The organism is Xenorhabdus miraniensis (genome assembly GCF_002632615.1).
Map to the genome: position 1 here is coordinate 10,087 of NZ_NITZ01000018.1, position 25,570 is coordinate 35,656.

Consider the following 25,570-nt stretch of genomic DNA (forward strand, 5'->3'; position numbering starts at 1 on the left):
ATGCCTATGTCATGCAATCGTATTAACAACGAAGATCAACTTTCGTTTGGGAATTGTTCTTCCTCCCCCTCTCACCCATTCCCCCTCAGCTCTCCCCAGCAGGTCGTCTGGCTTGACCAGATTCTTCGCCCTGACAGCACCTGTTACAATCTTGGGTCAGTTATTCTCATTGAGGGAGAATTGGATGAAGCGCTGTTAGTGCGCGCCTTTGAGACCGTTGTTGATCGTCATGATGTATTGCGCTTACGACTCGTGAATACCCAGGAATTACCACTGCAAGAACTGGCAGACGCTTTGCCTGTGTCCGTGACAATTCATGATTTCTCTGGTCATGCCAATTCAGAAGAACTTGCTGAGCAACATATTCGTGCTGCCCTAATACGTCCGTTCGATTTGAATGGTGAACTATGGCGCTTTGAGCTGCTGCGGGTGAGTGATAACCGCTGGTACTGGCAGTTCAGTTGCCATCATCTGATTGCTGACGGGATCACGTTAGGACTTATCCCCGAAGAGATAGCCAACACTTATAGTCGCTTAGCCAAAGGTGAGGAGCTCACCGAAGCGGCTCCCTCTTATCTCGACTTTATTGATGAGGACATCGCTTACCTGAACTCACAACGCTATAGACAAGATCGGCAATTTTGGCTGGAACGCTATAAAAATTTACCACCCGCATTAATTCAGCCATCAAATTCAAACAAAATAACAGAACACGAACACCCTGAACCTTTAATTTGGCAACTGGACAAAGCAATTTATCAGCGAATCGAAGATATTGTGGCCGCACAAGGGTTATCTGTCCTGCATTTTATGTATGCCGTTCTGGCTTGTTACTTCTCACGCACCAGCCATGTTGAGGAAATTGTTCTTGGCATCCCCGTGCACAACCGTAAAAACGTCAAACAAAGGCGCATAGTAGGGATGTTTTCATCCGTTATTCCCGTCGGTATTACCGTTACACCGCATGATACTTTCCTCGATGTGATGAACAAAACCGCAGCAGAATTGCGTCGTTGCTATAAACGTCAGCGTTTGCCGATTGCAGAGCTGAACCGCCACATACAAGCCCAACAAAAGATCGGGCAAACTCAACTATTCGATATCATGCTGTCATTTGAGCAGATCGAAGTGAATGCCGGTATGCCAAACGCCACGCTCGAATACTCAAAAATACAACGTGGTGCTCCATTCCCTCTCGTTATTGCGATCCACCAATACGCCTTCGCCAACAGTAAAGATGCCCATAAGCCTTACACACTTGAGTTTGATTATTCACCCGATTATCTGAGTCGTGCCGAAGCCATAGCGCTCCAATCCCGCCTGATGACACTGATAGAAGGTGCTCTCACGTCTCCGGAGGCTCAAGTCCGCAACTTGCCGATATTGCCACCGGCAGAACAGCAACAATTGTTGGTGGATTTCAATACTACGCAGGCGGATTACCTGCAAGATGCCTTGGTTCATTCACTGTTTGAAGCACAGGCTGCACAGCAACCTGATGCCACAGCCGTGATGTTTGAAGAACAAACACTCAGCTATGGTGAACTCAATCGCCGCGCCAACCGTTTGGCGCATCATTTGATTGCGTTGGGTGTTCGCCCGGATGAACGGGTGGCGATTTGCGCTGAACGCAGTCTGGAGATGGTGGTAGGGTTACTCGCTATTCTCAAGGCCGGTGGTGCTTATGTTCCGCTCGACCCCGCCTACCCGACCGAACGGCTGGTGTATATGCTCAGGGATTCGGCTCCAGTGGCATTACTCACCCAAATGGCTTTCGCTGAAACCCTGAACGGTGCCGTACCTGCTGCCGGATACACGACCGTGTTACTTGATACCCAGCAACCTTATCTGGCTGAACAACCCACTCATAACCCGAATACTCAGGCTCTGGGGCTGGCATCACACCATTTGGCCTATGTGATCTACACGTCAGGTTCGACCGGATTACCCAAGGGGGTAGAAATGCCGCTTGCAGCATTATCAAACTTGCTGCATTGGCACCGTCACTCTCCTTCAACTCCCGCCAGTACCGGTAAAACCCTGCAATTTGCGGCGCTAGGATTTGATGTTGCGTTTCAGGAAATCTTTACCACCCTGTGTGAAGGTGGCTGTCTGGTCCTGATTAATGAAGCCATGCGTCGGGAGCCTCAACAGTTCCTTCGGCTGATCCGGCAAAAACAGGTTAATCGTATTTTTCTTCCCTACATTGCCCTCCAGCATCTTGCGGAAGCCGCCAGCGACAGTGAAGACGATTTTTCTTATCTGGTGCATATTATTACTGCCGGTGAGCAATTACGCATTACACCCGCCATTCAGCGGTTCCTGCAACGGGCTGGTAATTGCCAGTTACACAATCACTATGGCCCGACAGAAAGCCATGTCGTAACGTCATATACATTAGGTAAGGAAATTGAACAGTGGCCAACGCTTCCTCCCATCGGGCGCCCGATAGCGAATACCCAGATTTATATTCTTGACGAGTATGGTCAGCCGGTGCCCCTTGGCATAACGGGAGAGATCCATATCGCGGGCGCGGGGGTTGCCCGTGGTTATTTGAACCGTCCTGAACTCACTGCCGAACGTTTCCTTAGCTGTCCGTTCTCCGCCGATCCGAATGCCCGCATGTATAAAACCGGCGACCTCGGCCGCTGGTTGTCTGACGGCAATATCGAATACCTCGGCCGCAATGATTTTCAGGTCAAATTACGTGGCTTCCGTATTGAATTGGGGGAAATTGAGGCCCAACTGATGCGGTGTCACGGGGTGCGTGAAGCAGTTGTCCTTGCCCGCGAAGATGAGCTAAGTCAGAAGCGTCTGGTTGCTTATCTGCGTCCACAGGAGGGTGTTGAACTGGTTCCCGCTGAATTGCGTCAACAACTCGCTGAACATCTGGCGGAGTATATGCTACCCAGTGCCTTTGTCACGTTAGCGGCTTTCCCGTTAACGCCTAACGGCAAACTTGACCGCAAGGCACTGCCTGCCCCGGATTCCTCCGCCATAGTAACGCGCGGTTATGCGGCACCGGTCGGTGAAATAGAAATCGCTTTGGCGCAAATCTGGCAAGACTTGCTGGGATTAGAGCGAGTGGGCCGTCATGACCACTTCTTTGAACTGGGCGGTCATTCCCTGCTGGCCGTTCAGCTCGTAGCACGCATACGCCAGACGCTGACACGAGAATTGCCACTACAACAGCTCTTTGCCCAGCCTGTTCTGATGGCATTGGCGCATACCATTACCGAGACTGCAACAACTACTCAAACCATGATTCCCGTGGCTGACCGCAGCCAGCCATTGCCTTTATCTTTTGCCCAACAGCGTTTGTGGTTCCTGAGTCAGCTCAATCCGGCGGCAAGTCTGGCTTACCATATTCCCGTGGCATTGCGTCTGACTGGCGAACTTAACATCCACGCCATGACGACCGCACTGGAACATCTGGTTTCCCGCCACGAGAGCTTACGGACTCGTTTTGTTCTGGTGGAAGGTCAACCCTACCAACATATCGATCCCGCTGATATGGGTTTTGCCCTGTCCAGCCATGATTTGCGTCAGCTTGATCCGGCTCTGCACATCCGCCATATTGCCAAACTTACTGATCTTGAGGCTCAAACCCCTTTCGATTTTACTCAGGGCCCGCTTATTCGTGGTCAATTGTTGCAATTGACAGATGAAGAACATGTGTTATTGCTCACCCTGCATCACATTATTACTGATGGCTGGTCTATTGGTGTATTAGTGCGCGAACTTGATGTTCTCTATCATGCTGTCCTCAACGACTATGACACTCCCTTGCCGCCTTTGCCGATTCAATATGTCGATTATGCTGTCTGGCAGCGTGAATGGTTGCAGGGAAACAACCTTACAGAACAACGAAATTTCTGGTATGCACAACTTGAAAATGCACCTGCCCTATTGTCACTTCCCACTGATCGGCCACGCCCGGCGGTACAAACTTATGTTGGCAGTCAGGTGCCCTTCCATCTTGATGCCAGCGTACTGACATCGCTTAAGTCACTTGGACAACGTCATAACACCACCTTATTTATGACGGTACTGGCAGCCTGGAGTATTGTCCTTGCCCGACTCAGTGGTCAGGATGATATTGTGATGGGTACGCCGGTCGCCAATCGCCCACACCGTGAACTTGAGGGATTAATGGGCTTTTTTGTCAATACGCTGGCTTTGCGTGTCCGGCTCAATGATGACCTCAGCGTTACTGACCTACTTACCCAAGTCCGGGAGCAAGCACTCGCCGCCTATGCCCATCAGGATCTGCCCTTCGAACAAGTAGTAGAGACGTTACAGCCTGAACGCAGTCTCAGCTACAGCCCCATTTTTCAGGTGATGCTGGCCTTGGACAATACGCCAGTTCAAGAGCGAACTTCGCCCGGCTTACAGATCTCACGTATTGAACAGATAAGTCATAGCGCACACTTTGATTTGATGTTGTTGTTGACTGAAACCGACACGGGCTTGATTGGCGGATTGGAGTATGCGTCTGATCTGTTTGATTCCTCCACCGTTGAGCGCATAGTTGGCTATTTACAACGAGTGTTGGCAGCAATGGCAACCGATACGACCCAAGCCATTGCGCGTCTGCCGATGCTGTCCGAATCGGAGCGGCAACAATTGTTGGTGGATTTCAACGCCACCCATGCCGATTTCCCGCAAAATGCCCTGATCCACCAGCTATTTGAAGCTCAGGCGGCTCAATGCCCTACTGCAACAGCAGTTGTATGTGGCAACCAAACGCTCAGTTATGACGAATTAAACCGTCACGCCAATCGCTTGGCACATCATTTGATTGCATTGGGAGTACGCCCGGATGATCGGGTAACCATTTGTGTTGAACGCCGTCCCGAAATGGTGATTGGTCTGCTCGCCATTCTCAAAGCCGGCGGGGCTTATGTGCCGTTAGATCCGGCCTATCCCACCGAACGGCTGGCGTATATGCTGGAAGATTCAGCACCGATGGCGATACTGACCCAAACGGCACTTGTCAACAAGCTGACTCGCGCTGTACCCAAGGTTCTGCTCGATAATATACTCGACACCCAAACACCATTCCTGACAGAGCAGCCAGACCACAATCCCGATGCGCAGGTTCTGGGGCTGACTTCACGCCATTTGGCGTATGTTATTTACACATCAGGCTCTACCGGTCTGCCCAAAGGCGTGGCCATCGAACACCGCAATACCGTGAATTTCCTGACGTGGACACAACAAATGTTTAGCCCGGCGGAATTGGCACACACGTTGTTTGCCACTTCACTGAATTTTGACCTGGCTGTGTACGAATGTTTTGCTCCTTTGCTCTCTGGCGGTACGGTGCACCTTGTCCCTGATGTGTTGTCGCTGGTTAACACAGAATCAGCCATCACAAAACAGGCCATCAGCCTGATTAACACCGTGCCATCGGCTATCGCAAGGCTGATTGAAGTCAATGCGGTGCCCATGAGCGTCCGAACCGTCAATTTAGCCGGTGAAGCCCTGAAATCACACGTTGTTGAACACTTATTTACCCACACCAATGTCCAGAATGTATGCAATTTGTACGGCCCTTCTGAAACGACAACGTATTCAACGTGGACACGAATGAACCGTGCAACGGGATTTGACAGCCATATCGGCCGTCCGATTGCCAATACCCGGATTTATATCCTTGATTCGCATGGTCAACCGGTGCCACTTGGCGTTGTCGGTGAAATCCATATCGCCGGCGCGGGTGTTGCCCGCGGTTATCTGAATCGCCCTGAGTTGACCACCGAACGCTTCCTTTCCGATCCGTTCTCTTCCGATCCCGATGCACGTATGTACAAAACGGGTGACCTCGGTCGCTGGTTGTCTGACGGTAATATCGAATACCTTGGCCGCAATGACTTTCAGGTCAAACTGCGCGGCTTCCGTATTGAGCTGGGTGAAATTGAGGCGCAACTGATGCAGTGTCACGGTGTGCGCGAAGCGGTAGTAATTGAAGCGGCATTTATTGAAACGACAGTTATTGAAACAGCAGTTATTTCCCATGAAGAAGAGTCCGGACAGAAGCGATTAGTCGCCTATTTACGTCCACAGGAGGGTGTTGAGTTACTTCCTAACGAACTGCGCCAACAACTTGCCCAACACCTTGCTGAGTATATGTTGCCTAGTGCCTTTGTGACATTAGCGGCTTTCCCGTTAACACCTAACGGTAAACTTGATCGCAAAGCCCTGCCTGTCCCGGATTCATCTGCCGTGGTGACACGCGGTTATTCAGCACCGGTCGGTGAAATAGAAATCGCTTTGGCGCAAATCTGGCAAGATCTGTTGGGATTAGAGCGAGTGGGCCGTCATGACCATTTCTTTGAACTGGGCAGCCATTCCCTGATGATTGTCAGCCTGATTGAACGACTGTACAGCCTCGGTTGGCAACTTGACGTCCGCAGTGTGTTCTCTGCTCCCGTACTGTCTGCAATGGCACAGGCAATTCAAGGGGATATTGATACCTTCGTTGTGCCGCCTAACCGTATTCCTGACGGTTGCACCGCCATTACACCTGATATGCTGCCTTTGGTATCACTTTCCCAGGCTGAGATTGATGCGATCGTCGCAGCAACCCCCGGCGGGGCCGGCAATATACAGGATATCTACCCTCTGGCACCACTACAGGAAGGTATTCTGTTCCATCACCTGTTACAAACGCAGGGCGATACCTATCTGTTACACTGTATGCTCGCCTTTGATACCCGCAGCGCCCTTGATGCTTTCCTGTCCGGTCTGCAACAAGTCATCGACCGCCACGATATCCTGCGCACCGCAGCCTGCTGGCAAGGATTGGTAAAACCGGTTCAGGTGGTCTGGCGTCAGGCATCGCTGCATGTCAATGTGTTCACGCCAGCTACGGCGGATGACGTGCCATCTCAATTACAGGCCCACGTTAACCCACGTGGAAGCCGTCTCGACCTCAGCCGGGCACCGCTGTTTGCTGCAGATATCGCCCATGATCCCGCGCAGGACAGGTGGCTGCTGGCCCTGCGCTTCCATCATCTCGTCAGCGACCATATGACTCTGGAGCTGATTTTTGCTGAGATTGCCCAAATACAACAAGGGCAAACCAAGGCACTGCCTGCGGCGCTCCCTTACCGTAACTTTATTGCCCAGACGTTAAATGTACCGACAGATGTGCATGAAGCGTATTTCCGTACTCAACTTGCTGATATCGGTGCCCCGACAGCGCCCTTTGGTGTCCTCTCAATGCAGGATGATAGTGAGCCTATCGTTGAAGCTCATCTCTCGCTCGATCCTGCTCTTGCGGAAGCAATCCGCGCTCAGGCTCGCCGTCTGGGCGTCAGTCCGGGGGTATTGTTCCATGTCGCCTGGGCGCAAGTGCTGGCACAAACCAGCGGTTGCAACGAGGTTGTTTTCGGTTCTGTGCTGTCAGGCCGTCTACAGGGCGGGGCGGGCGCTTCCCGAACACTGGGGATGTTTATCAATACGCTGCCGGTACGAATTTCTCTCGCCGGCCGTCATGTGCGGGATGTGGTACAGGCCTCCTATCACAATTTAACGGCCCTACTGGAACACGAGCAGGCACCATTGGCGCTGGCACAACGTTGCAGCGCCGTGGCGCAGCCAATGCCATTGTTCAGTGCGTTACTCAATTACCGTCACACTCAACTTAATGAGGCTGACGTTATTGAGATGCCCCAGATAGGTATGCGTATCATCGCTATTGAAGAACGGACTAACTATCCCGTCACATTAACAGTAGATGATACGAATATCGGTTTCCGCCTCACAGCGCAAACAGTAGCCCGTATTGATCCAACACGCATTACCACGTATCTGATGACCGCCGTTCGTGGTCTGGTGGATGCGTTGGCTCACCAGCCGCAACAGTTGATTCAAGCGCTATCAATCCTGCCAGCGACAGAGCGGCAGCAATTGTTGGTGGATTTTAATGCCACTCAGGTGGATTTCCCACAAAATGCCTTGATCCACCAACTGTTCGAAGCCCAAGTGCAACGTCATCCCGATGCGATTGCCGTCGTGTTTGAGGGTGAATCATTAAGCTATGACGAACTGAACCGCCGTGCTAATCGTCTGGCCCATCATTTGATTGCGCTGGGGGTACATCCTGACGATCGCGTTGCGATCTGTGTCGAGCGTAGTCCGCAACTTATTGTGGGTCTGCTCGCCATTCTTAAGGCGGGCGGTGCTTATCTGCCGCTTGATCCGACTTATCCGTCCGAACGATTGATGTATATGCTTGAGGATGCAGAGCCTGTGGCCTTGCTGACTCAAACAGCCTATGTGGACAAACTGGACAGCCACATCCCTGCTGTGTTGCTTGACGCACAAGAATCGTTTCTAACAACACCGTTTCTAACAACACCGTTTCTAACAACACAAGCGACGCATAATCCGGACATTCAGGCACTGAATCTGACATCACGCCATTTAGCCTACGTGATTTACACATCAGGTTCCACCGGATTGCCTAAAGGTGTAATGGTCGAACACCGCAATGTGCTTCGCCTTATCATCAACAGTGGTTTTGCTGATATTGGCCCTGACGACTGTGTTGCCCACTGTGCCAATATTGCTTTTGACGCATCAACCTGGGAAATCTGGTCTGCCCTGCTCAATGGCGGACGTCTGCATGTCGTTGCACAATCCGTGCTGCTTGATCCGGTGCATTTCTGCGATTCCCTGATCAAGGGACAAGTCACTGCGCTCTGGTTAACGGCTGGCTTATTCAATGAGTACCTTGATGCGCTCAAGCCCCTGTTCGGGCAATTGCGCTACCTGCTTGTCGGTGGTGATGTACTCGACCCTAAAAAGATACAGCATGTTCAATTGGCTGAATCGCAGCCTGCTTGTTTGGTTAACGGATATGGCCCAACGGAAACCACCACGTTTGCTGCAACCTATGCGATTACCTCACCCGTTGATGTTACGCGCTCTATTCCCATTGGCAGTCCGATTGCGAATACCCGGATCTATATCCTCGATCCATACGGGCAACCGGCTCCTCTCGGGGCGGCCGGCGAAATTTACATTGCCGGAGCTGGTGTTGCCCGCGGTTATCTGAACCAGCCCGAACTGACCGCAGAACGTTTCCTCGTCGACCCGTTCTCTTCAGAGCCGGATGCCCGTATGTACAAAACCGGTGACCTCGGACGCTGGCTGTCCGATGGCAATATCGAATACCTCGGCCGCAATGATTTTCAGGTCAAACTGCGGGGTTTCCGGATTGAACCGGGTGAAATAGAGGCAAAACTTGAGCAATGTGATGGCGTGCGCGAAGCGGTTGTGATCGTCCGTGACGATAAACGTCTGGTCGCCTATGTGCAACCGATGGATGGCATCGGGTTAGTACCGGCCGAATTGCGCCGGCAACTCGCCAAACATCTTGCGGAATATATGCTACCGAGTGCTTTTGTTACGCTTAAGACTTTTCCGCTGACACCGAATGGCAAACTTGATCGTCAGGCACTCCCTGCCCCTGATTTATCGGCTGTGGTCGCGCGCGGTTATGAAGCTCCTGTTGGTGAGACAGAAATTGCACTGGCCCGGATTTGGCAAAAATTGCTGGGACTGGAACAGGTTGGCCGTCATGACCATTTCTTTGAGCTGGGCGGTCATTCGCTGCTGGCTGTCCAACTTGTCGCGCATGTACGTCAGGATCTGGCGCGAGAGTTGTCACTACAACAACTCTTTGACCAGCCGCTTCTGATGGATTTGGCCCAAACGCTTACTGACGCTTCGACAACCGCTCCGCTAACGATCCCTGTAGCTGATCGCAATCAGCCACTACCGTTATCCTTCGCTCAACAACGGTTATGGTTCCTGAGTCAACTCGATCAGGCAGCCAGTCTGGCCTATCATATTCCCGTGGCATTGCGCCTTACCGGTCAGCTCAATCATCAGGCACTGAGCCACGCACTCGATAATCTGGTTGCCAGACAGGAAATATTACGTACCCGTTTTGTGCTGGTGGCAGGTCAACCCTGCCAGCAAATCGATCCTGTTGATATTGGCTTTGCCTTGTCTTACCAAGACCTGCGTCCATTAGCACCAGAAGAGCATCACCACCGGATGACTGAACTTGTCTCGCTTGAAACCCAGACGCCTTTTGACTTTATTCAAGGCCCGCTGATCCGGGGGTATTTGCTGCAACTGACAGACAAGGAGCATGTTTTATTGCTCACCCATCATCATATTATCTCTGATGGTTGGTCTATCAGTGTGCTGATGCGCGAGTTGAGTGTCCTCTATCGTGCGGCCCTTGAGGGTGAAAGCGATCCCTTGCCGCCTCTGCCCATTCAATACGCTGACTATGCTGTCTGGCAACGTCACTGGCTGCAAGAAACGACCCTGACAACACAACGCGATTTCTGGCGTGCCCGACTTGAAGAGGCTCCGGCCTTACTGGTACTGCCGACTGACCGCCCGCGCCCGACAGTACAATCCTTCGTCGGAGGCCGGGTTCCTGTCCATTTTGACAGGGATCTATTGGCATCACTGAAAGGATTTGGACAACGCCATAACAGCACCCTGTTTATGACTGTGTTAACTGGCTGGAGTATCGTTCTTGCCCGCCTCAGCGGTCAGGATGATATCGTCATCGGCACACCGGTCGCCAACCGGCCTCATCATGAACTTGAAGGGTTAATCGGTTTCTTCGTCAATACATTGGCCTTGCGTGTCACGCTGAATAATTCCATCAGTGTCTCTGACCTGCTTACCCAGGTTCGTGAACGGGCACTCGCGGCCTATGCTCATCAGGATCTGCCCTTTGAACAAGTGGTGGAAGCCCTACAGCCTGAGCGTAACCTGAGTTATAGCCCGATCTTTCAGGTTATGCTGGCCCTGAACAACACGCCATCTCAAGTGTTGACGTTACCGGATCTCCAGTTCACACCGATTGAACAGACGCATTACAGTGCTCATTTTGATTTAACCTTGTCACTGACTGAAACTGAAACCGGTTTAGTGGGTGATCTGGTTTATGCCGCGGATTTGTTCGATGCCGCAGCCATTGAGCGTATGGTCGGTTACCTGAACACTGTGTTAGTGGCAATGGTGGCTGATGAAACACAATCCATTGCCACTTTGCCGATGTTACCCGCATCGGAGCGGCAACACCTGCTGGTGGACTTCAATACAACTCAGGCTGATTTCCCACAAGAGGCGTTGATCCACCAACTGTTTGAAGCTCAGGCGGCCAATACTCCCGATGCGATTGCCGTCGTATTCGAGGGGCAAACACTCAGCTATGACGAATTAAACTGCCGCGCCAATCGTCTGGCTCATTATTTGCTTACACTGGGTGTTCGCCCGGATGACCGCGTGGCGATGTGTGTCGAGCGCAGTATGGAAATGGTGGTCGGCTTAATGGCTATCCTCAAAGCCGGAGGAGCTTATGTGCCGCTTGATCCTGCCTATCCCACTGAGCGGTTGACTTATATGCTTGAGGACGCGGCACCGAGAGTGTTGCTGACACAAGAAACGCTGGTCGGCAAACTGCCCGATTCAGTCCCTGTGTTACTGCTCGATACCCAAGACTCACTACTGGCTTCACAGCCAGCCCACAATCCGGACTCTCAGGCATCAGGGCTGACATCCCGCCATCTGGCTTATGTCATCTATACTTCCGGCTCCACAGGGTTGCCTAAAGGGGTCATGGTTGAACATCGCAGCTTAAGTAACCTGATTACGACACAGCAAGCTACCTTAGCGATCAAACCAGACAGTCGTATCCTGCAATTTGCGTCAAACAGTTTCGATGCCTGTATCTGGGAATGCTGCATGGCACTTTTGGGTGGCGCTCGTCTCCATCTTGCCCGTCGTACTCATCTTCTACCCGGCCCGGCATTGCAGGCGATTTTGGAAACACAGGCCATTACACACATTCTTCTGTCACCAACAGCATTGGCAGCCATGGATGCCATACCTGAAACACTGGAAACGCTGCTCGCAGGCGGTGAAGCCTGTCAGGTTTCACAGGTTAAACGCTGGTCAGAAGGAAGGCGTATGCTGAATGCTTACGGCCCTACTGAAATTACAGTTTGTGCGGCGATGTATCTGTGTGACAGTCAGGAACAAAGCGCGCCACCTATTGGCCGCCCAATTGCCAACACCCAAATCTATATTCTTGATCCTGAAGGCCAGCCTGTTCCTGTTGGAGTCGCCGGCGAAATCTATATCGCTGGCGCCGGCGTTGCCCGCGGCTATCTGAACCGCCCCGAACTGACGGCGGAACGCTTCCTCACCAATCCGTTCTCTTCAGAGCCTGATGCCCGTATGTACAAAACCGGTGACCTTGGCCGCTGGCGTGCTGATGGCAATGTCGAATACCTCGGACGCAATGATTTTCAGGTTAAACTGCGTGGCTTCCGGATTGAACTTGGCGAAATTGAAGCCAAACTGGTGCAATGCCAAGGCGTGCGTGAAGCTATCGTCCTGATTCGCGAAGATGAGCCGAACCAAAAACGGCTGGTCGCTTATTTGCGGCCACAGGATGGCATTGAATTGGTTCCGGCTGAACTGCGCCAGCAACTTTCTCTGCATCTTGCGGAGTATATGCTGCCCAGTGCTTTTATCACGCTTGAGGCTTTTCCGCTGACACCCAATGGCAAGCTTGATCGTCAGGCGCTTCCTGCGCCTGATGCGTCCGCTTTTGTCGCAAGTCACTATGAATCGCCCATCGGTGAAGCAGAAATCGCTCTGGCTCAGATCTGGCAAAATCTATTAGGGCTGAAACACGTCAGCCGCCACGACCATTTCTTTGAACTGGGCGGGCATTCGCTGATGATCGTCAGTCTCATTGAGGAATTGCGCGGCAGCGGCTGGCAACTCGATGTTCGCAGTGTGTTCGCTGCACCGGTTCTTGCTGATATGGCAAAAGCGGCTCAGCGTGATGCCGGCACTTTTGTCGTACCGCCTAACCCAATCCCTGATGGCTGTACCGCTATCACGCCTGATATGTTGCCACTGGTTTCTCTGTCCCAGACTGAGATTGATGCCATTATCAGTCATATTCCTGATGGGGCGGGTAATGTTCAGGATATCTATCCGCTGGCTCCGTTGCAGGAAGGTATTTTGTTCCATCACCTGTTACAGACACAAGGTGATGACTATCTGTTACAAGTCTTGCTTGCCTTTAATACCCGTGAGCGCCTTGATGCTTTTCTGGGTGCCTTGCAACAAGTTATCGACCGCTATGATATCCTGCGTACCGCTGTCTACTGGCAGGATCTGGCAAAACCCGTTCAGGTGGTCTGGCGTCAGGCACCTTTGCCCATCAATGTGTTTACCCCAACGATGGGGGACGATGTTTCCACCCAATTACGGGCTCACACTGATCCGCGCCGGCATCGTATCGATCTGACTCAGGCCCCCCTGTTCGCGGCTGATATTGCTCACGATCCGGCCCAAAATGAGTGGCTGCTGGCGCTGCGTTTTCATCATGTCGTCAGCGACCATATGACTCTGGAACTTATCTTCGCGGAGATTGACCAGATTCTACAGGGAAACAGTGAGGTATTGCCTGTTGCCGTGCCCTATCGCAACTTTATCGCCCAGACGCTGAGTGTGCCGGTTTCAGTACATGAAGCTTACTTCCGCGAACAACTCGCCGATATCGACGAACCAACGGCTCCGTTCGGTGTTCTCACTATGCCAAAAGCGATTTCAAAGCATAGGGAGTTACCCGAAGACAGTGAACCCGTTGCAAAAGCCACTCTTTCACTCAGTCCCGATCTGGCAAAAGCCATACGTATTCAGGCACGCCGTCTGGGCGTCAGCCCCAGCGTATTATTCCATGTCGCCTGGGCTCAGGTACTGGCAAAAACCAGCGGTCGTGATGACGTCGTTTTCGGCTCCGTACTGTTGGGCCGCCTGCAAGGTGTCGCGGGTGCTAATCAAACACTGGGGATGTTTATCAATACCCTGCCTGTGCGAATTTCTCTGGGCGGACGCAATGTGCAGGACATTGTGCAGGATGCCTATCGCAACCTGACAAAATTACTGGAGCATGAACAAGCACCATTGGCATTAGCACAACGGTGCAGTGGCGTGGCGCAACCTATGCCGCTGTTCAGTGCGTTGCTGAATTACCGCCATAGTCAAACCGGTCAGGGAGATGAAACTGACACAATATGGGCAGATATGCGCGTACTCACTGCCAAAGAGCGGACTAATTACCCCATTACGCTGTCAGTGGATGATTTAGGCCACGGTTTCCAACTCACCGCGCTGACCGTCACTGAAATCTCTCCGGATCAAGTCACCACCTATCTGGCGACTGCCATCAAAGGTTTGATCGAGGCTTTGGTTCACAATCCGCAACAATGGGTTCTGGATGTGCCGGTTTTACCGGAAGCCGAACGGCAACAACTGCTGGTGGACTTCAACACAACTCAGGCAGAGTTTCCACAAGAAGCGCTGATCCACCCGCTGATTGAGGCGCAGGTATTACAACGCCCCAATGCTACCGCTGTGATTTACGAAGGCCAGACCCTGAGCTACGACGAGCTGAACCAACGCGCTAATCGTCTGGCGCATCATTTGATTACATTGGGCGTGCACCCGGATGATCGCGTAGCCATCTGTATCGAACGCAGTCTGGAAATGGTGATTGGCTTACTGGCTATCCTCAAGGCAGGCGGGGCTTATCTCCCTCTCGATCCGACCTATCCGGTTGAGCGACTGGCTTATATGCTTGGGGATGCAACCCCTGTGGCTTTACTGACCCAAACGAAGTGGGCTGATAAACTTGCCAGCGCGTTGCCTACGGTCTTACTCGATCATTTACTGCACGATGATGTCATGGGTGATGAACTCAGTGCTCAGGCGTCGTTCATAATGACACAACCAACTGACAATCCAGATGTTCAGACACGCGGCCTGACATCACGCCATCTGGCCTATGTGATTTATACTTCGGGTTCAACCGGTCAGCCAAAAGGCGTGATGGTCGAGCATCGCAGTGTCCTTCGCCTGATTATCAATAATCGCTTTGCTGATATCGGGCCTGATGACTGCATTGCCCATTGTGCCAATATTTCATTTGACGCAGCGACTTGGGAAGTGTGGTCAGCTCTGGCTCATGGGGCGCGTGTTCTGTTGGTTCCGGAAAAGACCCTGCTACAACCCGCCCGGTTTGGTCAGTGTCTGGCATCGGAAAATGTCAGTGCGCTATTCCTCACCACGGCACTGTTTAACCAATATGCAAATCTGATTGCGCCATCATTGTCTGGCTTACGTTATGTACTTTTCGGTGGTGAACAAACTGATACCCGTTCAGCCATTCGTCTCAGGGCCGAACATCCGCCACAACATTTACTGCATGTATACGGGCCAACGGAAACAACCACGTTTGCCACCGCCTATGAGATACCTTTCATGGAAGATAAATGGGGTAAAGGTGAAATAAAAATCCCTATCGGCCGCCCAATCTCTAATACCCGGGTCTACATTCTGGACAGACAAGGCCAACCTGCGCCTCTTGGCGTTGCCGGTGAAATTTATATTGCGGGTGCCGGCGTTGCCCGTGGTTATCTGAACCGGCCTGAACTGACCGCAGAACGTTTCCTTGCTGATCCGTTCTCCTCCGATCCTGATGCCCGCATGTATAAAACCGGTGACCTCGGTCGTTGGCTCTCCGATGGCAATGTCGAATACCTCGGCCGCAATGATTTTCAGGTCAAACTGCGTGGTTTCCGGATCGAGCTGGGTGAAATCGAGGCAAGACTCGGACAATGCCACGGTGTGCGTGAAGCGGTGGTATTGATCCGCGAAGACGCTTTTTATGAAAACATTAGTTATGAAAACATTAGTTATGAAAACATTGGTTATGAAAAAACAGGGAACCAGAAACGTCTGGTCGCCTATCTGCGGCCACAGGAGGGTATTGAATTGGTTCCGGCTGAACTGCGCCAGCAACTCGCCCGGCATCTTGCCGAATATATGTTGCCCAGTGCCTTTATCATGCTTGACGCTTTCCCGCTGACCCCTAATGGCAAACTTGATCGTCAGGCACTCCCTGCGCCTGATTCATCCGCTGTCGTGACGCGTGACTATGAAGCCCCTGTCGGTGAGACAGAAATTGCACTGGCCCGGATTTGGCAAGATTTACTGGGACTGGAACGCGTCGGTCGTTACGACCATTTCTTTGAACTGGGCGGGCATTCGCTGTTGGCTGTCCAGCTCGCGGCGCGTGCACGTCAGGTGCTGGCACGAGAATTACCGCTCCAACAACTGTTTGATCAACCAATTCTGACTGATTTGGCCCAAGTGCTTACCGCTGCTTCGATAACAAATCAGGTCGCCATCCCGGTGGCTGACCGTAACCAGCCACTGCCGCTGTCTTTCGCCCAGCAACGCTTGTGGTTCCTCGGTCAGCTCGATCCGGCCGCCAGTCTGGCTTATCATATCCCCGTGGCATTGCGCCTTACGGGTCAACTTAATCGCCATGCGTTGACCCGTGCACTTGACAATTTGGTTGCCCGACAGGAAATTCTGCGCACCCGCTTTATACTGGTTGCAGGCCAACCTTGTCAGCAAATTGATCCTGCGGATATTGGTTTTGCCCTGTCTTACCAAGACCTGCGCGCACTCGCATCAGATACACACATTAATCATATTACTGAACTTGCAACCCTCGAAACCCGGACGCCTTTTGACTTTACCCAAGGCCCGCTGATCCGGGGTCATTTGCTGCAACTGGCGGATGAGGAACATGTATTACTGATTACCCAGCATCATATTATTTCTGACGGCTGGTCCATTGGTGTGCTGATACATGAAACGGGGGTTCTCTACCGCGCGGCCCTTGATGGACAAGATGCGCCATTACCTCCACTGCCCATTCAGTACGCGGACTATGCCATCTGGCAACGTGACAGTCTGCAAGAAGCTACCCTTGCTGCACAACGTGATTTCTGGTGCACCCAACTCAAAGGTGCTCCGGCCCTGCTGGCACTTCCGACCGATCGCCCACGTCCGGCGGAGCAATCCTTCATCGGAGGCCGGGTTCCTGTTCATTTTAATGCTGATTTATTGGCTTCGCTTAAAGGGCTTGGACAACGTCATAACAGCACGTTATTTATGGTTGTGCTGACAGCGTGGAATATCGTACTCGCCCGGCTCAGTGGTCAGGATGATATCGTTATTGGTACACCCGTTGCTAACCGCCAGCGCCAAGAGCTTGAAGGAATGATCGGTTTCTTCGTCAATACCCTGGCCCTGCGCGTCACGCTGAGTGATTCCTCCCGTGTTGCCGATTTGCTCACACAGGTCCGGGAACAGGCATTTGCCGCCTATGCTCATCAGGATCTGCCCTTTGAGCAAGTCGTGGAAGCCCTGCAACCTGAACGTAGTCTGAGTTACAGCCCGATCTTTCAGGTGATGTTGGCCTTAAACAACACTCCGGCCCAAGATTTGGCACTCCCCGGCTTACAACTCACACCGATTGAACAAGTACACCATAGCGCTCACTTCGATTTAACGTTGTCATTAACTGAAACCGACACGGGTCTGGAAGGTGAACTGGCATACGCTATTGACCTGTTTGACTCTGCAACCATTGAGCGCATGGTGGGTTATTTAGCAAATGTACTGGCAGCCATGGCGGCTGATGAGACGCAAATCATTGCTACTTTGCCGATGCTGCCCCTATCAGAGCAACAACAATTACTGGAAGAGTTCAATGCTCATCAGGTTGATTTCCCGCAAGACGCGCTGATTCACCAACTGTTTGAAGCTCAGGCAGCACGCCATCCTGATGCCGTTGCCGTCGTATTTGAGGAGCAGACTCTCAGTTATGGCGAGCTAAACTGCCGGGCCAACCGTCTGGCTCATCATCTGATTGCGCTGGGTGTACGTCCTGATGATCGGGTAGCGATCTGTGCCGAGCGCAGTTTGGAAATGGTGATTGGCTTACTTGCCATCCTCAAAACGGGCGGGGCTTATGTCCCGCTTGATCCGGCCTATCCTGCCGATCGACTGGCCTATATGCTTGAAGATTCAGCACCCGTGGTAATACTGACTCAGGCGACGTTAACCGACAAACTCCCCCGTGCCTTGCCGACGGTCTTACTTGATGATCAAGCATCGTTCCTGACAACACAGCGAACCGATAACCCAGACCCTCAAACGCAAGGGCTGACATCACGCCATCTGGCCTATGTCATTTATACGTCGGGGTCGACCGGAAAACCCAAAGGGGTCATGGTCGAGCACGCCAATGTCATTCGCCTGTTAGCCGCCACACAGGATCGCTTCCGGTTTGATGATAACGATGTATGGACACTATTCCACTCCTTTGCTTTCGATTTCTCGGTATGGGAATTGTGGGGAGCCTTGTCTTACGGTGGTCGGTTGGTCATTATTTCCGCCGATTGCGCCCGCTCACCGCAAATGTTCTATTCACTGCTGTGTCGTGAACAGGTCACTATCCTGAATCAAACACCCAGTGCTTTCCGTCAGTTGATTGCTGCTCAGGATGTTACCCCGCACTCTCTGCGCTGCATCATATTTGGCGGGGAAGCATTAGAACTGCATACGCTTGCCCCGTGGGTTGCCCGCAATCCTACCCGGCAAACTCGTCTGGTAAATATGTATGGCATCACCGAAATTACCGTGCATGCCACCTACCGTGAACTGACAGAATCCGATATTAACTCAGGGCGCGGTAGCCTGATTGGTCAGCCACTGTCCGATCTGCGGATATATATTCTCGACGCTTATGGTCAACCGGTTCCTCTGGGGGTGGCCGGAGAGATCTATATCGTCGGTGCAGGGGTTGCCCGTGGCTATCTGAACCGACCTGAACTGACCGCAGAACGCTTCCTTGCCGACCCGTTCTTACCGGATTCAGATACCCGTATGTATAAAACGGGAGACTTAGGCCGTTGGCTCTCCGATGGCAATATCGAATATCTCGGCCGCAATGATTTTCAGGTCAAGATACGGGGATTCCGGATTGAACTTGGCGAAATTGAGGCAAGGCTTGAGCAATGTTCCGGTGTGCGTGAAGCCGTGGTTCTGGCGCGCGAAGACGAACCCAATCAGAAACGTCTGGTTGCTTATCTTCTGCCTCAGGCGGGTGTTTCACTGGTTCCCGCTGAATTACGTCAACAACTCACACAGCACCTTGCTGAATACATGTTACCCAGTGCTTTTGTCACACTCGATGCTTTCCCTCTGACTCCGAATGGGAAACTTGACCGCCGTGCACTGCCTGCGCCTGATTCATCCGCAATTGTGGTACGTAGCTATGAAACCCCGATTGGTGAAATGGAAACCGCTCTCGCCCGGATTTGGCAAAATCTCTTAGGACTGGAGCGGGTTGGCCGGCATGATCACTTCTTCGAACTGGGCGGGCATTCTCTGATGATTGTCAGCCTGATTGAAGAACTGAGAAACATCGGTTGGCAACTCGACGTTCGCAGCGTGTTTGTCGCTCCCGTTCTTGCCGATATGGCACGAGCTGTCCAGAGAAACGTTGATACCTTTGTTGTGCCACCTAATCGTATCCCTCAGGATTGCACGGCGATCACACCGGATATGTTGCCTTTGGTTTCACTGTCTCAGACAGAGATCGAGACCATCGTCGCGACAGTTCCCGGCGGCGCGGTCAATGTGCAGGATATCTATCCACTGTCACCGTTGCAGGAAGGTATTCTGTTCCACCACCTGTTACAGACACAAGGTGATAATTATCTGCTGCAAAGTTTGCTCGCTTTTGCCAGCCGTGAACGCCTGGATACTTTCCTGACGGCCTTACAACAAGTGATCGACCGCCATGATATCCTGCGTACCTCTGCCTACTGGCAAGAGCTGACACAGCCCGTTCAGGTGGTCTGGCGTCAGGCACCGTTGGTGGTTAACGTTTTCAACCCAACCACAACAGAGGGTGTCGCTGACCAACTCAGGATCCACACCGATCCACGCCAGCACCGCATCGATCTGAACCGCGCACCGCTGTTTATTGCAGATATCGCTCACGACACAGCACAGGATGAGTGGTTGCTGGCGCTACGCTTCCACCATCTGGTCAGTGACCATATGACACTGGAGCTGATTTTTGCGGAAATTGCGCTCATATTGCGGAGAAATGTGGGTATGCTGCCTGCTGCACTGCCCTATCGCAATTTTATCGCCCAGACACTGAGCGTACCTGCCTCCGATCATGAGGCTTACTTCCGCGATCAACTGGCTGATATCAGCGAACCCACTGCGCCATTTGGTGTGCTCAAAGTTCCTACTGACGACACGCGCGTTACTGAAGCACGTCTCTCCATGACGTCTGAACAGGCAGAAACCATTCGCACCCAAGCGCGCCGTTTGGGAGTCAGTCCTAGTGTGCTGTTCCATGTGGCATGGGCTCAGGTACTGGCACAAACCAGCGGCCGCAGTGATGTTGTATTCGGTTCTGTATTATTGGGCCGGCTTCAGGGCGGAGCGGGTGCTGAGCGCGTACTGGGAATGTTCATCAATACCCTGCCAATGCGGGTCTCTTTGACTAACCGCACAGTTCAGCAAGTGGTGCAAGACACCTACCACAATTTGATGATGCTGTTGGAGCACGAACAGGCCCCATTGGTATTGGCACAACGTTGCAGCGGCGTGTCACAGTCCATGCCGCTGTTCAGTACGTTGCTGAATTACCGCCACAGCCAGACCCGTGGGGATGAGGGAATTGATACAACTTGGGCAGGCATACGCGTTCTGGCCGCGGAAGAGAGAACCAACTATCCAATCACGCTGTCAGTAGATGATTTGGGTGTCAGTTTCCAACTGACGGCCCAAGCGGTGGCGGGTATTGAACCCGCCCGGGTCATCAATTATCTGGCTATGGCGATTAGCGGTTTGATTGATGCGCTGGCTCGTGACCCGCAACAATTGATTCGGGATATATCAATCCTGCCTGCCACAGAACGGCAGCAATTACTGATCGATTTCAATGCCACTCAGGCCGATCTGCCACACAATACTCTGATACACCATGCGCCGATACACCATGCCCTGATACATCAATTGTTCGAAGCTCACGCGGCGCATCATCCCGATACCACCGCCATCGTATTTGGAGAGCAGACACTCAGTTACGGTGAGCTAAACCGCCGTGCTAATCAGTTGGCCCACTATCTGATGACACTGGGTGTGCAACCCGACGATCGGGTCGCGATATGTATCGAGCGTAGCCCGGAGCTGATTGTAGGTCTGCTGGCTATCCTCAAGGCTGGCGGGGCCTACGTCCCGCTTGATCCAAGCTATCCGGCCGAACGGTTGGTTTATATGCTTGAAGATTCGGCTCCTGTCATCTTGTTGACCCAAACGACACAAGCCGACAAGTTACCCCGTTCTGAGCCGGTAATCTCTGTACCTTTTTCTGTACCTTTTTCTGTACCTATTGTAGTACTCGATACGCAAGCCGTGTTATTGGCGGAACAACCGACCTGTAACCCTGACGCACGGGCATTGGGGCTGATGCCACACCATCTGGCATACGTGATTTATACCTCAGGCTCTACCGGTCTTCCCAAAGGCGTCATGATTGAGCATCGCAATGTCCTTCGCCTGATTATTGATAATGGCTTTACGGATATCAGGCCCGATGATTGCGTTGCTCATTGCGCCAATATTGCCTTCGACGCATCGACATGGGAAATCTGGTCTGCCCTGCTTAATGGTGCACGTCTGCATATTGTTTCCCAATCCGTCTTACTTGATCCGGTGCGTTTCTGCGATTCACTGACCCAGGGGCAGGTTACTGCGCTCTGGTTGACCGCAGGTTTGTTCAACGAATATCACCACTATCTTGAGCCGGTATTTGGTCAACTGCGTTACCTGCTGGCGGGTGGGGATGTGCTTGACCCAAGAAAGATACGGGCTGTTCAGTTAGCTGAGTCACAACCCGCCACCCTGATCAATGGATATGGCCCGACGGAAACAACAACCTTTGCCGCAACTTACGCGATTGCCTCATCGGTTGATGTTGCTCGCTCTATTCCTATCGGCCGGCCAATTGCCAACACCCAAATCTATATTCTTGACGAATATGGACAACCCGTTCCCTTTGGCGTGACCGGAGAAATTCACATCGCCGGCATGGGGGTTGCCCGCGGTTACCTGAATCGTCCTGAACTGACCACGGAACGTTTCCTTAGCTGCCCGTTCTCCCCCGATCCGGATGCGCGCATGTATAAAACAGGCGACCTCGGACGCTGGCTGCCCGATGGCAATATCGAATACCTCGGTCGCAACGATTTTCAGATCAAACTGCGTGGTTTCCGCATCGAACCCGGCGAAATCGAGGCGCAGTTAATGCAGTACCACGGTGTGCGTGATGCGGTTGTTCTTGCCCGCGAAGATGAGCCGGGTCAGAAACGTCTGGTCGCTTATTTACAGCCTCAGGAGGGTGCTGAGCTGGTTCCTGCCGATCTGCGCCAACAGCTCGTACAGCAGCTCGCCGACTATATGCTGCCCAGTGCCTTTGTGACGCTTGACGCCTTCCCGTTGACACCTAATGGCAAGCTTGACCGGCAGGCGCTTCCTGTCCCAGATGCGTCTGCCGTGGTAACACATGATTATGCAGCGCCACAGGGAAGAATAGAAACGGCCTTGGCACAGATCTGGCAGGACTTATTAGGACTGGTGCGTATTAGTCGTCACGACAACTTCTTTGAACTTGGTGGTCACTCATTGATGGTGGTACGGCTGATAACACGTATAAAAAACCAATTTATGGTCAACATTCCCCTGACCTTGTTGTTCATTTCGCCCACATTGATGGAACAGGCCAACATCATCTTTTCGGCTCAAATGAACGAAGTAGGAGAAAACGAGATTGAATCAATGCAAAGCGATCTTGATTCAATGTCAGCAGAAGAACTCATGGCAATTTTAGGCGGAGACAATGAATAATGATAAGGACTAATATGAATCTCGATGACTTGAAACGTGCTGTTCTGGAGAAAAGACTCGAAGAACAATTGAAAGCCCGTGGAAATCAGCAGCAACAGTCATTGATAGAACAAGCGGATCGTAATCAACCATTACCGTTATCCTTTGCACAACAACGGTTATGGTTCCTCAGCCAACTCGATCCGGCGGCCAGTCTGGCCTATCATCTGCCAGTGATATTGCGCCTCAGCGGTCAACTCGACCGCCATGCACTAGCGACATCACTCGACCACCTGATTGCCCGCCATGAGAGCCTGCGTACTCGTTTTGTACTGGTCGAAGGCCAACCCTGCCAGCACATCGAACCGGCCGATACCGGTTTTGCCCTGTCTTTCCATGACCTGCGTCAGTCAGACCCGGCCCTGCATACTGACCATGTTACTGAACTCATTGATATTGAAGCTCAGACCCCCTTTGATTTTACTCAGGGCCCGCTGATCCGCGGTCAACTGCTGCAATTGACAGACGAAGAGCATGTATTGTTGCTCACCCTGCATCACATTATCACGGATGGCTGGTCCATCGGTATTCTGGTGCAGGAGCTGGGCGCCTTCTACCGTGCCGCTCTTGAAGGCCACGAAGCTTCCTTACCCTCGTTGCCTATTCAGTATGCTGACTATGCTTTCTGGCAGCACGATCAATTACAAGAAAAGCAATTACAAGAAAAACAGTTACAAGAAAAACAGTTACAGAAAAAGCAGTTACAAGAAAAACAGTCACAGGGAAGTCCGTTGCAAGGCGCTCCCCTCACAGAACAGCGTGATTTCTGGTGTGATCAACTCAGGGGTGCTCCGGCTTTATTAACGCTTCCCACTGACCGACCACGCCCGGCAGTACAGACCTATATCGGCGGCAAAGTCTCCTTTCATCTTGATAGCACTTTATTGGCATCACTTAAGGGGCTTGGGCAGCGCCATAACTCGACCTTGTTCATGACCGTGCTGACCGGCTGGGGTATCGTACTTGCCCGGCTGAGTGGTCAGGATGATATTGTTATTGGTACGCCAGTCGCTAACCGTCCTCATCATGAACTTGAGGGATTGATTGGTTTCTTTGTCAATACGCTGGCTTTACGTGTCACCTTAAATAACGACATCAGTGTGGCGGAGCTGCTTGCACAGGTTCGGGAGCGGGCGCTTGCCGCCTATGCCCATCAGGATCTGCCTTTTGAGCAGGTAGTAGAAGCACTACAGCCTGAACGCAGCCTCAGTTATAGCCCTATCTTTCAGGTGATGCTGGCGTTAAACAATACGCCAAGCCAAGTGTTGACATTACCGGGTTTGCAACTCACGCCGATTGAACAGGAACGTCGTGGGGCACATTTTGATTTAACGTTATCACTGAACGAAACCGAGACCGGCTTAGTCGGTGATCTGGAATATGCTGCTGATTTGTTCGACTTTACCACCGTTGAGCGCATGGCGGGCTATTTGACGAACGTGTTAACGGCAATGGCCGTTGATGAGACACAAAACGTTACCACTCTGCCGATGTTGCCAGCATCGGAACGGCAACAACTGCTGGTTGATTTCAATGCCACTCAGACAGACTTTCCGCAAAATATGCTGATCCACCAGCTCGTTGAGGATCAGGTATTAAAGCGTCCCCATGCCACGGCGGTAGCCTGTGAAGGTCAGACGCTGAGCTATGACGAACTGAACCGCCACGCCAATCGACTGGCTCATCATCTGATTGCGTTGGGGGTGCGTCCTGATGATCCGGTGGCAATCTGTGCTGAGCGCAGTCTGGCGTTGGTGGTGGGCCTGCTTGCCATTCTTAAAGCCGGCGGAGCCTATGTGCCACTCGATCCCAACTATCCCGTTGAGCGGCTGGCCTATATGCTTGAGGATGCCGCCCCCGTGGCTTTACTGACCCAGACTGAATGGGCCAGTAAGCTAGGCAACTCTGTGCCCACCGTTTTTTTAGATACCGTTCTTTTCGATACCGTACCGGATGCCCGGGAAGCGTCTCTGGCAACAGACGCTGTTCACAACCCGGACGCTCAGGCATTGGGTCTGACGTCATGCCATAGGGCGTATATCATTTACACCTCCGGTTCAACGGGATTGCCCAAAGGAGTCATAGTTGAGCATCGCAATGTCCTTCGCCTGATTATCAATAATGGTTTTGCCGATATCGGGCCGGATGACGGTATTGCCCATTGTGCCAATATTTCATTTGATGCGGCGGTCTGGGAAGTGTGGTCTGGTTTAGTCCATGGCGCCCGTATTCTTTTGATTCCAGAAAAAACCTTGCTACAGCCAGCCCGCTTTGGTCAGTATTTGTCATCGGAAGGTGTCAGTGTGCTATTCCTTACCACGGCACTGTTTAACCAATATGCAAATTTGATTGCTCCTGCTTTGTCGGGTTTGCGTTATGTCTTTTTCGGTGGTGAACAGACGGATACCCGTCCAGCCATCCGCCTCAGGGCTGAACATCCACCAAAACACCTACTGCATATGTATGGCCCAACGGAGACAACCACGTTTGCCACTGCCTATGAAATTCCCCTCATCGCAGAAGATGAAAGAAAAATTCCCATCGGCCAGCCGATCGCTAATACTCAGATTTATGTCCTGGATCCCCATGGTCAGCCTGTTCCCCTTGGCGTAACGGGTGA

The 25,570-nt window shown here is 52.2% G+C and carries 2 protein-coding genes (1 of these 2 cut by a window edge); both read left to right on the forward strand.

The genetic code is table 11. The annotated features are described in order from the left end of the window. Positions 1-22,911: a non-ribosomal peptide synthetase gene (locus Xmir_RS15885; RefSeq protein WP_099115161.1), complete on the forward strand. Its 22,911-nt coding sequence runs from the start codon at positions 1-3 to the stop codon at positions 22,909-22,911. After that, on the forward strand, positions 22,911-25,570 hold the 5' portion of the coding sequence (locus Xmir_RS15890) for a non-ribosomal peptide synthetase (protein WP_099115162.1). It continues 4,216 nt past the right edge of the window; only the first 2,660 of its 6,876 coding nucleotides appear in the window; the start codon lies at positions 22,911-22,913; its stop codon lies off the right edge, out of view. Before Xmir_RS15885 ends, Xmir_RS15890 begins: the two co-directional genes overlap by 1 nt.